Source organism: Gracilibacillus thailandensis (genome assembly GCF_010994055.1).
GTDB lineage: Bacteria > Bacillota > Bacilli > Bacillales > Amphibacillaceae > Gracilibacillus > Gracilibacillus lacisalsi.
Genome location: NZ_WJID01000022.1, coordinates 25,207 through 39,421 on the forward strand (window position 1 = coordinate 25,207; position 14,215 = coordinate 39,421).

Genomic DNA, 14,215 nt, shown 5'->3' on the forward strand with positions numbered 1-14,215 from the left:
ATTATCCCTTCTTCATCTTTTTTGACTTGGCTTTCATATTAGGTCGTAGCTTGTTAATCGCAATTAGTAAAGAAAACAATGAAATGACGATATAAGCAATTGTATAACCGACCCACAACGGCCAATTAATCCCTAATTGTTGAAATTCATACATAAACATATTTGATTGTAACGACGAAAACATCGAAACAGCCGGATTAAGCATGAGCACAAAGTATGGAAGGATATTATTACTTTGTCCAGTGCCTGGTGTTCCTTGCGAAAACCCTAAAATTAAGCGCAGCACTATTAAAAAAATAATCAATGTTCCTACCAGTAAAAATAACATAACTCCATAAGTGGTAATCGTAGAGATTATAGTTCTTTTCATTATCGTCGAAAACATAATCCCGATGCTTCCAATAGTCAACATGGTTAACAATAAAAAACCAAACATGACAAATACCGTTTGGGGTGAAACACCACCATAAAGAAAAACGATACTGTACAATGGTAAAGATGCCACTAGCATGAGAATTAAAAATAAAATCGAGGAAAACAGTTTACTTAAAATAATCGATGTTGATGATTGTTGTGTCGTTAACATTATATTAAGCGTCTGCTTTTCCCTTTCTCCACTAATAGCACCTGCTGTCAGACCGGGAGTAATAAAGACAATTAAGCCAAGCTGTCCCATCGAAAGCAGAATAAATAAATTTCTACTATCTGATGCTGTAAAACCATCGTGCGAGAACTGAGTTTCGATATAAATAAATGCTAAACACACCGCTCCACAAATAGCTAGAAATAAAAAGATACCTAGAAAATTTTTAAACGAACGAAACCTCAATTTTATTTCTTTGTTTAAGACCGGGTTAATTAACATGGATTGTAATCGACTCATTTACTCACCCCCCTTAGTTATTTCCATAAAGATATCTTCTAAATTGGTTTGTTTTTGTGAAAGGGTTAAAATCGGTAACCCATGTTCGATCGCCTGTTTCAATAATGTCACCTGCTCATCTTCTGTTCCTTGATAAGATAATTGTAAGAGTTGATTATCTTCTCCATCATGATCAACCTCAAGCACATTTGCATCATTTTCAAAAAAGGATATTGCTTGTTCTACATTGTCTTTCACTGTAACAAGCAACACTTTTTGTGCTTGTAATTGATTTTCAATTTGGTTCACATTACCATGGGCAATTAATTGTCCATGTTCAAGAACACCTAATTCATCACATAATTCTGATAATTCTGGGAGAATATGTGATGAAATGATGATTGTTTTATCCATATTTTTCAGTTCTCTTAATATCCCTCTCATTTCAACTCTAGCACGCGGGTCGAGACCAGAAGCTGGTTCATCCAGTATTAAAATTTCCGGATCATGAATTAATGCCCTTGCTAAACACAAGCGCTGTTTCATCCCCCTTGATAACAAGTCAACATAAGCATCGATTTTTTCTGTTAGATTGACTAATTCTAATAATTGTGGAATAATCACTTTTCTTTCTGCACTTGGAATACCATAACTAGTACCATAAAAATCTAAATATTCATGTACTTTAAATTGATCATACACTCCAAAGAAGTCCGGCACATACCCAATCGATTTACGAACTTGTTTTGGGTCTTTGGTGACATCATAGCCATTGATATATGCTGTTCCTTCACTCGGTCTTAGTAGAGTAGCTAAAATAGAGAAAGTTGTTGACTTACCAGCACCGTTCGGACCAACAAACCCAAAAACCGTACCTTTATCTATGCTCAGATTAAGGTTATCAAGTGCTGTAAATGAACCATATCGTTTCGTTAAATTTTGGATTTCAATCATGGGTTTATCACTCCTTCCAACGTTACAGTTGGCACATCAATGGGACTATCCGACGCTGCACTAACTTGAATGAGAATTTGATTTTGATTTAGATAATCTGCAGCAGCATTTTGATCATAAGAAACGGAATTCTGATCGATACTGTCATAGGAATCACTTTGTTTGTTATATAAAGAGAATGTTAGACCATTACGATTGTTTGGCAAACGGATAGCTAATTCATCCATTTGAAAAGAACGCTCACCTAATACCGTCGGAAGCTCATACGTTAATAAGTAAGAGCCAGCACTTACTTCAATGAACGGATCTCCCTGTTCGATACCATTATGATAAATTTGTCCCTGATCAATTGAAACGGTTGGCATCTGCAAATCCATGGATAAAGCGCTCGTTTCATCATCTGCTAAATCAATCGTAGTTGGCTGCATAAACAGGTGATGATTATTTTGATTTGTCTCATCTCCATTAATCGTTACTGGAACAAGTGATTGATCTGTAAAGCCGATTAACATTGGTGTATTCACATTACGATCGATTTCGTTACGGATTGCCACAGATAAAAGTTCAGCCTTTATTTGCTCATCACTTTGTTGCCCTGTTTGACCTGAATGACCAAATAAGTTATATGCGACTTGTTCTGTGGGTTGTTGGAAATAGTCCTGATTTTCCGCACTAAAACTTACTTCTTTAGTCTCTCCAGCAGCTAATTCACCTATTTCCTGATAGTTCTGACCACTAATTAAATATACATCATGCAAATCAAATTCAAAATTACTGGTAACTTGACCAGAAATAGTACCATTCGCAAACGAAAAACTAGATGAGATTTGACCATATTCTTTTACAGGCTGATCAAATGCTACACTTCGAGGTGACCAAAACTCAACTTGCTGAAAGTGTACGTTTTCCTTATTTTCTTCTGTTTCGAGAAAAGGTAGATCAGCATACGTTTTCTGCGGCCCATATAAATCCTCAGATGGTATTGGATTAAAGGTAGAATCCATGGATAACGTGTAAGAACCGGATCCTTTCGATAGCATTGATATAACTCCTTCACCGCTACCCATTCCCTGTTCATCTAAGGAAATCACAGACATTACATTCGTTTTGATAGCACCACCACGGTCTTTTGCCCCGATAGTATATAAGCCAACGCTTGACACAATGGCAAAAACAGGAATAATAATCCACGCCCATTCCCGCTTATCCATTCGTTTTAATACAAAATAAAGGATTGGAATAATCACTAACAAATATACTGTAAATAAGATAGCCAGTGTTGAAACTTTAAGGTTGGCTAAGGTTGGAAAAGTTCTTGAGATGTCCCTTAAGCGATCAACAGTACGCATACCTATATTATTCATATAAGCATCGACATTACCATTATCGTTTCCAATAGACTGCCATAATGGATCATTCCCTTGCCAATCAGCTAGTTGAGAAAGTCCTAAATCGAAAGCAATTTGTGTAACCGCTCCCTTTCCAATCCTCTTTTCCATTACTAACGGGATATCTCCCTCTTGATACAAGACAGCAGCTTCCTCATCGACTTCTCCAGTAAATAGCTCTATTCGATCCGCTTCAATTGGTTCTTGAGATATAGCCTCAAATCCTCGTATCTGTTCAACCTCTTCTTGCCCTGTGATGGTTAATGGCAATATATCTGCAAGTGATCCAAACTGTTGTTTTAGGCCTGGCTTACTGCCTGTAATAAGTGTTCCATCATTTTGCACCCATTCTTTAATCGACTCCTGCTTTTGGGTGGGCAATTGTGCAATTGAATAATCATTAACGACTAGTAAATCAAATATATCCAACCCTAACGAGTCATCAGTTATCATACTTTCATCTAAATTTATAACCTCTGGATCACTACCAAAAAAAGAAGTTAACTTTAAGTAATTCAAGCTGTCTGGGCGATCAGATAGTACACCAATCACTAACTTATCCGGTTGTATGTATGTAGGATTTAAGTCCAAATTAGAATCAAGCGTTACTTCATTCCCGTCTTTCCAATCCCCTTCATATAAGTGGAATAGCTGTTCATTTTGGTTAGCATTTGGTTGATAATGCATCATTTCTTGCATTCCCTGTATAGAGAACGAAATAGTTTTAGTTGTCCCGGACGCAATGTCAATAGGCAGTACTTTGTTAACAACCGGAAGTGTAATAACCAAATCCCCGTTAAAATCTTCCTTATTGTTCGTAATCGTTAACGTAACAGGATATCCTTTACCCTCTTTCGCTTTTCCATCTATGCCTGCCTCAACTTTTATTTCCAGTCTGTCCTGGTCATCGGCGTATGCCGTAGATGTATCGCTATAGGCTAAACACATAAAAAGAAGCACAAATAATCCAATGATATTAATTAGTCTCTTCATCTTTCTCCCCCTTCTTATCTTTATAGACGAAAAAAAATAGCTATAAGTTTCTTATTTCTGTTTCATAATTCTTTCTTGCTTTTTTAAAAAGCGAATAACATATACTCACTTTATAAAGTTTATATGAGTTAGCTTGATTACCACCATATTCACCTTGAAATACCAACATCTTTATTTTGTCGTTGTTTCACTTCCTCCATCTTCCTATAAAAAGCATCTTCCATATCGATATCAAAATAATTAGCAAATTTCGTCATATACGCTAGACAATCCGCCAATTCTTTGCCGATGTCTTCTTTTATATTTGCTTTGGCAATTTCGAAGGCTTCTGCTTCACCTTTTCCTTGATTGATCCATTTATTTGTTTGATTAAATGCCTTTCTTAATTCTTCCGCTACTTCTGCTACCTCTGTAGAAAAAAGCATGTAATTATGTAATAACGATGATTTCGCTTCTTCATAATGATTACCACTAATTTCCCAATTCATTTCCTCATGATATGTTTTCATATATCTCTGTAATTCTTTCATCTATTCCACCTCATTTGGATAAACTTGTTTGTCAAATACTGTTCCATCTGTGTATTCTACTTCCATCACTAACCGCATATTGTCATATTGTTCAAATGGTTCAAGATCAAATGGTCGATCTCTCATCCCTTCGTCCTGAAGTGTCAATTGTTCTTCTTCCATAAGTGTATCATTTTGATATTTTAATAGATTTACTTCTTCAACAATATTTTCCTGGTTGGCTATATTGTGATAGTAAACATGTAGTCTCACTTTACCTTCATTAAAATGTACATCAGTATGCAACGAACCATATTTATTCGCTCCTAAGTAATCTACATGTTCCGATTGTTGTTCACTTTGTTTGATGACTCCATCATGGAAAACAGATACAAAATAGTTTATTTGATTTTCCGGTTCGTTCTTTACAGATTCGGTTGTTTGGCCGCTAACCTCTACCTGACTAGATGAATGAGAACTGACTTTTGATTCACTTATACTCACCTTCCATTCAGGTTTCAGATCCATTTCAACCGGAATCTGTACTTGAAACATGCCCGTTTCCTCTTCATTTGCTGATATCTCTGTGAACTCATTTGCCTCCCCATATTTATAATGAAACATTACTTTTGCATCTTGATGAAATTCTTTGAGCTGCCAGGAAAAAGTAACATCCGTACTGCCGTTTGCTAATTGTTTCTCATTTGTTTCCATTGTGATTGGACTAATCCAGCTCTGTTCCTCGATAAAATGCTCTAATTCTTGCCGAATAACATCAGATTGACTGTTCACATTATTACTGATCATTGATTGATTATCTGTCAGGAAGCGAATATCTTCTTCCATACTTGTTATTTTAGAAATCACCATAACATTTATAACCATGCTTACTGCTAGTGCTATCAGAATAAATAACCGAAAACCTTTGATGGATCGCTCTTTCTCCACTCTTTTCCCTCCTCTCTACAAAATCTCTTTTAACAAATATTGTAACATATCAATGTGAAGTTGCGATTTACTTATCAAGCAATTATGATAAGAACAAATCATTAACCAAAAAGGAGTATATTCATGAAACTAATCTTAGCTTCTTCCTCACCTAGAAGACAGGAATTATTACAGCAAGTACATATCCCTTTTACCATACGGAAGCCTAATGTTGATGAATCACAAATTACCGAAACAAATCCAGCAGAGAAGGTTAAACAGCTTGCTATGTTAAAAGGAAGAGAAGTACTGATTCAAGACAAAGATGAAGTAATTCTATCTTCGGATACAGTTGTTTCCTTTCAACAAAATATTTTCGAAAAACCGGCAGATAAGCAAGCAGCCTACAAAATGATTGAAGCGATGAGCGGTAAAACACATGAAGTATATACTGGCGTGATGCTGCGTTCTGCAGAGCAAGAAGTTGTATTTGTTGAAAACACTAAAGTGGAATTTTGGCCATTAACAGAGGAAGAGATCATATCCTATATTGAAACAGATGAACCGTATGATAAAGCTGGTGGCTACGGAATCCAAAGTGTTGGTGCGATGTTTGTAAAAGGGATTATTGGTGACTATTATAACGTTGTCGGTCTACCTATTTCTCGTGTTGTACGAGAGTTAAGTAAGTTTGAGATTTTTCCCCGATAAGATATAGGTAAGCTTCTCAGGAAAGTGATGCCACTTTCCTTTTTTTATACATATAAGCGTTTACATGTAAATATTCTATTACATTTTACTAAAAACAATAGAATCATGAGTAAAAAGTATGTTATTTTAGAATGTGTTGTTTTAGGTATAAATACCTTTTAAAACAAGCTATATAATTCAAACATCCCGGAGGTTAACAAATGAAAAAATGGACTTTAGCATTATTTTTGTCACTTATTTTCTTGATGGCAGGCTGCTCTGAGCAAACTGACTCATCTACAATAGATGACAAAGTTAAAATCGGTGTTATGTTGTCGGACGTCGGACTTGGTGACCAGTCATTTAGTGACTCTGCTTTTTACGGATTAGAACATGCACGTGATGAATTAGGTATACTTTTTGATTATCGTGAATTGGCAGATGTCGGAGACTATCAAACTGGTTTAACCCAATTAATTGAGGAAGGCAATGACTTAATTATCGGTCTCGGATATATGATTGAAGAAGATTTAAAGAAAGCTGCAGAAGAATATCCTGATCAACAGTTCGTTATTGTTGATAGTGTGATAGATTTACCTAATGTAACAAGCGTAACTTTTAAGGAACATGAAGGAAGTTTTCTGATTGGTGCTATTGCTGGTATGAAGACTAAATCCGATATCGTCGGATTTGTTGGTGGTGAAGATACTCCACTCATCCGCAAATTTTTGAACGGCTATAAACAAGGTGTTGCTGCGACAAACCCTGATGCAACTGTATTAGATAAATTTGCCGGAGACTTTGGGGATGATCAACTTGGTGAAGAACTTGCTGCCGAATTAATCGAAGAAGGAGCAGATTATATTTATCCATCTGCAGGTTTCACAGGTGTTGGCGTAATCAACCAAGCACAAGAAAAAGGCATTTATTCATTTGGGGTCGATTCTGATCAATATTATTTAGGTGAAGATACCGTTGTAACATCTATGATGAAAAATATCGATGTAGCGATGTACACATTAGCTACTGAACTGGTGGAAAATGGTGAACTAACAAGTGAACATTTAGAATTAGGTTTAAGTGATGACGGGGTTGGACTAGCTCCTATTCGTGTTCTTTCTCTCACATCAGAAGAAGAGAATCAGCTGAATGAGCTGACAGACGATATCAACTCTAATGAGATTACGGTAAACGAATAAGGAGAAAGGGTGAAACACATGAATTTAAAACGAAAATTAAGATTAAACTCTCTGTTACCTTTGACTATCGCCTGTATTATTATCGGATTTATTGCATTTCAAATGACACAAATTCACTCTTCCAATAATGACAATGTCGAGCAGCTTGTGGATGTCGAGAAACTAAATAGTGCGATAATCTCCGTTGAGCAAGGCTTAAGCAGCTTTTCTCTAAACAAAACAGATGCAGATGCAGAGTCTGTGCAATTAAGCTTACAGAAAAGTTCGGATATTTTAGCGGAATTAGCAAATACCAAAAGAGCTGAAGATCAAATAGACAGGATTGAAGAAAAATTAACAACTTTAAACGATGATATCACTGTCGCTTTAGATGAAAAAGATGCAGCAGAAGCTAAAAAACAGTCGATTCGAACTCGGGGCATTCAAAACGATATTCATTTATTACAATTAATCGTAGAGGAAAACTACCAAAAAGCACAACAACAACTAGAAACAAAAATTGATTCGGTCATCTTGTTCACGATTGTCTCAGGTATAGTGTTGCTCCTAGGAACAGGCAGTTTTTCTTTTATCATGACAAATCGGATCGTAAAACCAATTTATACTCTTACCGATCATGCTGACGCTATTTCCAATGGTGATCTTACTAGGTCAATAGCAGAAACAGCACGGAAAGATGAAGTTGGACAGTTACATAATAGTTTCGCCCGAATGAATCAAGATTTAAAAGAGTTAATTGCTAATGTATTAGAAACAGCGCAAAGTGTCGCTGCTTCTGCAGAACAATTAAGTGCTAATGCTGATGAAACGTCAACAGCTACTGAGCAAATTGCCAATTCCATTCAAGAGGTATCAGATGGATCTGAACAACAACTTAATAATGTTGATCAATCTAACCGAAATGTCGAACAGATCTCAAAAGATATGGATGCTATCTCAACTCGCATTTCACGTGCAACAGAATCTTCCAATCATGCTTCAGAACAATCTGAGCAAGGAATGGATACAGTGAAGCGTGTTAGCGAGCAAATGGCGATTATCAATCAAAACACTGAAGACACTGGCCAAGTAATCGAAGGACTAAATAATCATTCCCAAGAAATTAATAAAATCGTCGATATGATAACCGATATCGCTGAACAAACCAATTTACTTGCACTGAATGCAGCAATTGAAGCAGCGCGTGCCGGCGAACACGGAAAAGGTTTTGCGGTAGTAGCTGATGAGGTGAGAAAATTAGCAGAAGAATCCGGTCAATCTGCTCGTCAAATTAATGACTTAATTGCCGTGATGCAACAAACAACTGGTAAAGCAGTACAATCAATGGAAGCAGGAAATGAAGCAGTGAAACAAGGTTCCTCCCTTGTATCTGAAGCAAGTGATGCATTTGGAAATATTACAAAAGTTGTCACAGATGTTCAGGAACGAATGGAGGAAGTGACGACTTCTCTTGATCAAATGAAAAACAATAACGAAACACTCGTTACATCAATGAATCACGTTTCAACCATTACTGAAAAAACTGCTCATCACTCTCAAGAAGTGGCTAGTGCGACGGAGGAACAAACCGCCTCTATTCAAGAAGTATCAGCCGCTACTAAAGTGTTAGCAGAAATGGCACAAGAATTGCAGGATAAAGTAAGTCGATTTAAAATCTAGGAAAATAGATTGCTATATGTCATGGCATACCAATTACATTGGTGATTGGTATGTTGTTTTTTATTGATTGGTATGTTAAAGTTGGTTACATATTTTTATGTTAGGACAAAAGCCTATTAGTAAAATTCCAAGCGATAATTACCAAGGCTATTCTCTTACAAGTATCATTGATAGAATAAATCTAAGTTGACTATCAAACTTTAAGGGGTGTTAATATGACAGAAGAAAAAGAAACACCAGAAAGAAAAAGAGAACGAATGAGACAAGAAGAATTGAAAGGAAACCCTTCTGGAAGCATTCATGGGAGTGGGTTACCTGATTTGGTCGGTGGTTTAGGTTGGAAAGGTACAGGAATACTTATTCTCCTTATTATTCTAGGTTTTATCATTTACACTGTTTTCTTTCAGTAACTATACTCGTATAATGCAGTAGGGACAGGTATTTTAAGCCTATCCCATTCCTACCATTTAAACGTTACCGTACTATTCGGTTCCAATGTATACGTAAAGGATTTCCCTTGAAAATTGACTTGAAATGACTGAGAATCAGCACTTGTATTGGCGGAAATTAAAACAATCGAATCATCAGGATTTTTATATCCAACCGTTTCTATTCTGCCTTTATAATGTGAGGTACTAATTCGTACTGCACCAAGTTCGACAAATTTACTGGCATGCCCTAATGCATAATATTCACTATTTTTTGTCACTTCGCCAGTTTCCCTGTCAATCGTTACAACACCTCTGCAATCCGTACAACCTCCATTAGTGGGACCACCATTGTTATCAAGCGCAATATTCCAAAGTAATACAGCCCTTGCCCAATTCCGCGGTCCACCAATAATTAGGTTGGACATATACCAACTTAAATTATTGCCAAAATCCGGACTCCAGTCCCCTCCACTACATTCTGTTAAATAGATATCTTTGCCAGGAAATTGTTCATGCACCTTTGTCATCGTTTCTGGCTGCCCCTCATAACAATGAAAAGCTATGCCGCTTGTGTATTTACTTGTCTCCTCATCATTAAAAACGGTTTTCGCATAGTCTATCCCATTTTCCCAGTTATGATCATATGCCAATACTTTGGTTGGAATTTGATTTTGTGAAAAAGCTGGTCCTAAATAATTCTTAATAAACATTGTCTGTTCTTTAGCACTCATACTCATCGTTGGATATGATTCTGACGTATGTTCTGGCTCATTCTGAATAGTTATTGCATCAATCGGAATATCTTTGTCTGCATAAGCCTTGATGTATTTCACAAAATAATCAGCATATGTTTCATAAACACGTTGCTCTTGATAATTTAAATACGATCCATTTAACTGCTGGTTGTTATATTTCATCCATGCCGGAGCAGTCCATGGTGTACCTAGTATACCTATCTCTTTGTTTAGCGAACGAATATCCTGAATCAGACGGATAACATCTTTATCTTTTTCAATAGAAAAATGATCTAAATAATAATCTGTTCCTGTATCTATATCATTATATGTGTAGCTTGCTGGGTTACCTTCATGATCCACCGAAAAATCTGATGCACCAATCGTATGACGGATATAGCTCATATGAATGCCATTGCTTGAAAACAAGTCTTGCAACAGTACATCTTTTTTTTCCGAATTTAGTTGATGATTGATAAGGTATGCAGAAGACCCGGTAACCGCGGCTCCGAATCCCGCCATTGTCTGAAACTCAACATTTGGATCAACTTGAATAACTGGATCATCCGTTGCTTTTATATCGTCAAAAATTATAGGCTCTTGCTCTGTAAGTAGATTTTGTTGATTTGCTGTGGTTAACCATAGATTCACTTTTTCTTCTTTATCAGTTGTTGGTAAGACTAAAAGAATAATAGTGATACAAATACCTACTAATAGGATAAAATATCCTTTTTTATTATAAATAATTATAATCCCCCCTAAAAAAGTTAATAGAAAAGTTGGGGCATGACGATACCCCAACTTTTTTCTTACTTAATAGTTACAGAAGTTTCTAATTGAATATCCTCTGAAGAGCTACCAACATAAATTGGAATCTCTCCACTTGGTGTTACCCATTCATCATTCTCTTCATCCCAGTAAGAGAATGCTTTCGGGTCAAGTTCCATTTTAACACGTTTTTGTTTACCCGGTTCTAACTCCACTTTTTCAAACCCTGCTAATTGTTTTGCGGGCGTATCAATATCAGTGGGTAATTCACCAGCATATACCTGAACAACCTCTGAACCAGATACATCACCAGTATTACGTAAATTAAGCTTAACTGATAATTCTAGTTCTTTGTTTTTACCTTTAGTCTTTGCTTTTGCTTTAACGTTTCGGTAATTAAATGTTGTATAGGATAAACCATGTCCAAATGCATATTCCGGCTCAATTCCTTTTTCTTCATATCCCTTATAACCTACAAATACACCTTCAGAATAATCAGATACCCCATCTACTCCTGGGAATTGATTTTCGTCTGATACTGGTGTGCTATCTTCATCAACTGGGAATGTCATTGGTAGTTTACCAGATGGGTTCACATCACCAAATAACACACTGGAAATTGCATTACCCTGCTCTTGTCCCGGGAACCAAGCTTGTACAATGGCAGGTACATCATCTTGCCATGTATCCATTTGTACTGCTCGACCACTCATTTGCACAACGATTGTGTTAGGATTTGCTTTCGTCACTTCCTTGATTAATTGATCTTGGTTATTTGGTAAATCAAGGCTTGAATTATCTACATAACCTTCACTATCATAAACTCGCGTTACAACTATTGCAACATCTGATTTTTTAGCTACATCAACTGCTTCTTGAATCTTCGTATCTACTGCATCTTTTGGTGGCTCCCAACCAAAACGAATCATTCCACCAAAGTCTTGCTGTCCACCAGATTCTCCTGAACTATATTCAATACGAATATCATGTTGTTCCCCTCCAACAAAAGAAAGGGCCTTTTTAGAAGTTTTTAACCTCTTGCTTTGATTATCAATGACAAGCTCATCATCAATGTATAATTTACCTGATCCTAGACTTGAAAGAGAAAGCGTATATTCACCTGATTCAGGTACGGTGAACTGACCTGTCCAACGTGCGGACATTTCACTATTAAATTCACCTGGTACTCTTTCTAGTTTTGGTGAATCTGCATTTAATCCATCATAGTTATAGAATCCAAGATTTAAGTTTACTTGATTGTCTGTACGAATTAATGATGGTTCACCTTCACGATCAATATTGGACCAATATTCTGCCGTTAATCCATGCTCATTTTCTTCCCCGTTAACTGGACTTAATAAAGAAGATGGTACCGCTGAAGGCCCTGGTAAAATATCACCTGCACTAATTGGATCAGTGCCTGGTGCATAGGATACCTCTACATTCTCTCCAACTTCATTTTGGATACCCTCTAATGGACTAACTGTATAAGTAGGGATTACTAATGAACTACCTCCACCAGCTGCTGAAGCATTATCAGCATCTGGTCCGATAACTGCAACGGAATCTAATTCATTTCTATCTAATGGTAATGCATTATTTTCATTTTTCATTAGGACCATACTTTGTTCCGCTATTTCACGGGCAATCTTTCCATGTTCTTTTGCTGGAATTTGATTATTAACAGTAGGCTGATCGAATAAGCCTTTACTAAACATCTCTGTTAGGATTCGAGTAGCCATATCATCAATTCTTTCTTCACTTACTTCGTCTTCTTCAACTGCTGTAAGCAAGTCGTCTCCCCAATAACCATTAGGATCACCTGGAGTTTCTAAATCTAATCCAGCATTGGCAGATTCAACTGTTGAATAATTGGCGCCATAATCACTCATCACAAAACCATCAAAATCTAATTGATCCTTCAATAAATTTGTAAGTACATTTTCACTTTCACAAGCATTGACACCATTTACTTGATTAAATGAGCACATAACAGCACTTAAGTCAGCTTGCTCGATTACTTCCGCAAATGGACGTGCATACACTTCTTGAAGTGCTCGCTCACTTGCTACGGAATTAATAGTAAAGCGTTCTGTTTCTTGGTTATTCAATATCCAGTGTTTAGCCGCTGCCATTACAGGATAGCTTTGAATACCATTTACATACGGAATAGCTAATTCTGATTGTAATAATGGGTCTTCACCTAATGATTCAAAGTTTCGCTCTCCCCAAGGAAAACGTGCAATATCAAGTCCAGGTCCTAAGACCACATTATGTGTCGTGTTAAAAGCTTCATTTCCTAACAGCTCGCCATAAGTTTTCGCTGCATCCACATCCCAAGTAGCTGCAAGGGCAATCGGCGCAGGAAGAGCAGTTGACTTTTTGTCTTGAATGTCAGGATTCGCAATACGAACTCCCGCAGGACCATCAGCCATTGTTAATGCTGGAATACCTAAGTCCTCCATTTCTTCATTATAAAAGCCATAAAAATTATTAAGATTCCCTGTTACTAATTGAATCTTTTGCTCTAAACTCATATTTTTAAGTAATAGCTCAGTACGTTCTTGTGCTGAAAGAGATTTATCATCCCACTGTTGAGTGGTTTCAGCTGCAACAGAACTAAAAGGTGTAATGATAAGTGTAACAATTAATGCTACTGTCAAAAATTGAAATTTTGTCGATGTTTTAATCATTCTGTTAGCTCCATTTCTATTATTATATATTTTTTCCGGCTGCTGAATTTCTTCCCACCTTTCTTTTGTTGTTACCTTTTTCAATCTAAACTTTGCTAAACACGGTGTCAAACTCGCATCAGCCATGAAAAGACTAATGTCTAACGTCCTAATACCCTTCATAACATCGGAAGAGAAAACGCTCACGAAAATAATGAAAGGGATTAATCTCTTTTCTTAAAATCGTTCTAAACACTTATATGTAACATCTCTTATTACAAACACATAATTCAATGAGTTTATTTTTGTAATATTTCCGTGTTTAGTAAAATGTTTGTTAACAATTCTTAACTAAGAATAGTGCTTTTCACCTTTTCTTTTAAAATATCCGTAATATACAATCCAATATTTTCTCTCTAAATATGAGTC

The 14,215-nt window shown here is 36.4% G+C and carries 11 protein-coding genes; 4 read left to right on the top strand and 7 right to left on the bottom strand.

Features of this window, described 5'->3' with window-relative positions:
• Position 1: 1 nt before the first annotated feature.
• The 5 genes from GH715_RS08460 to GH715_RS08480 all read right to left on the bottom strand — a co-directional run bounded on the left by GH715_RS08460 (position 2) and on the right by GH715_RS08480 (position 5,654).
• A complete protein-coding gene (locus GH715_RS08460; protein ID WP_153835000.1) occupies positions 2-883 on the bottom strand; it encodes an ABC transporter permease in 882 nt (293 codons plus the stop codon).
• On the bottom strand, positions 884-1,816 hold the full coding sequence (locus GH715_RS08465) for an ABC transporter ATP-binding protein (protein ID WP_153834999.1): 933 nt from the start codon (positions 1,814-1,816) through the stop codon (positions 884-886).
• Complete coding sequence (locus GH715_RS08470) at positions 1,813-4,197, bottom strand: type 1 glutamine amidotransferase family protein (protein WP_153834998.1); 2,385 nt, start codon at positions 4,195-4,197, stop codon at positions 1,813-1,815. Before GH715_RS08470 ends, GH715_RS08465 begins: the two co-directional genes overlap by 4 nt.
• Before the next feature lie 149 nt (positions 4,198-4,346).
• On the bottom strand, positions 4,347-4,727 hold the full coding sequence (locus GH715_RS08475; protein ID WP_153834997.1) for a MazG nucleotide pyrophosphohydrolase domain-containing protein: 381 nt from the start codon (positions 4,725-4,727) through the stop codon (positions 4,347-4,349).
• Positions 4,728-5,654 carry a hypothetical protein gene (locus tag GH715_RS08480; RefSeq protein ID WP_153834996.1) on the bottom strand — a complete coding sequence of 309 codons (927 nt, stop codon included), beginning with the start codon at positions 5,652-5,654 and terminating at the stop codon, positions 4,728-4,730. It abuts the gene before it with no gap.
• Positions 5,655-5,777: 123 nt separating this feature from the next.
• On the opposite strand from GH715_RS08480, the gene GH715_RS08485 reads away from it, so the two are divergent.
• From GH715_RS08485 to GH715_RS08500, 4 genes are all read left to right on the top strand, one after another.
• Positions 5,778-6,344 carry a Maf family protein gene (locus GH715_RS08485; protein WP_153834995.1) on the top strand — a complete coding sequence of 189 codons (567 nt, stop codon included), beginning with the start codon at positions 5,778-5,780 and terminating at the stop codon, positions 6,342-6,344.
• A gap of 200 nt (positions 6,345-6,544) precedes the next feature.
• Positions 6,545-7,522, top strand: a complete 978-nt coding sequence (locus GH715_RS08490; RefSeq protein WP_153834994.1) for a BMP family lipoprotein — start codon at positions 6,545-6,547, stop codon at positions 7,520-7,522.
• An 18-nt stretch (positions 7,523-7,540) separates the two neighbouring features.
• Positions 7,541-9,181 (top strand): methyl-accepting chemotaxis protein, encoded by a 1,641-nt coding sequence (locus GH715_RS08495; protein WP_153834993.1) that lies wholly within the window; start codon positions 7,541-7,543, stop codon positions 9,179-9,181.
• Positions 9,182-9,396: 215 nt separating this feature from the next.
• Positions 9,397-9,591 carry a DUF6366 family protein gene (locus tag GH715_RS08500; RefSeq protein WP_153834992.1) on the top strand — a complete coding sequence of 65 codons (195 nt, stop codon included), beginning with the start codon at positions 9,397-9,399 and terminating at the stop codon, positions 9,589-9,591.
• A gap of 50 nt (positions 9,592-9,641) precedes the next feature.
• On the opposite strand, the gene GH715_RS08505 is transcribed toward GH715_RS08500, so the two are convergent.
• Entirely contained in the window at positions 9,642-11,147 is a 1,506-nt protein-coding gene (locus GH715_RS08505) for a glycoside hydrolase family 30 protein (protein WP_153834991.1), read from the bottom strand.
• A gap of 8 nt (positions 11,148-11,155) precedes the next feature.
• Entirely contained in the window at positions 11,156-13,891 is a 2,736-nt protein-coding gene (locus GH715_RS08510) for a glycoside hydrolase family 3 protein (protein ID WP_240469365.1), read from the bottom strand.
• Positions 13,892-14,215 lie beyond the last annotated feature (324 nt).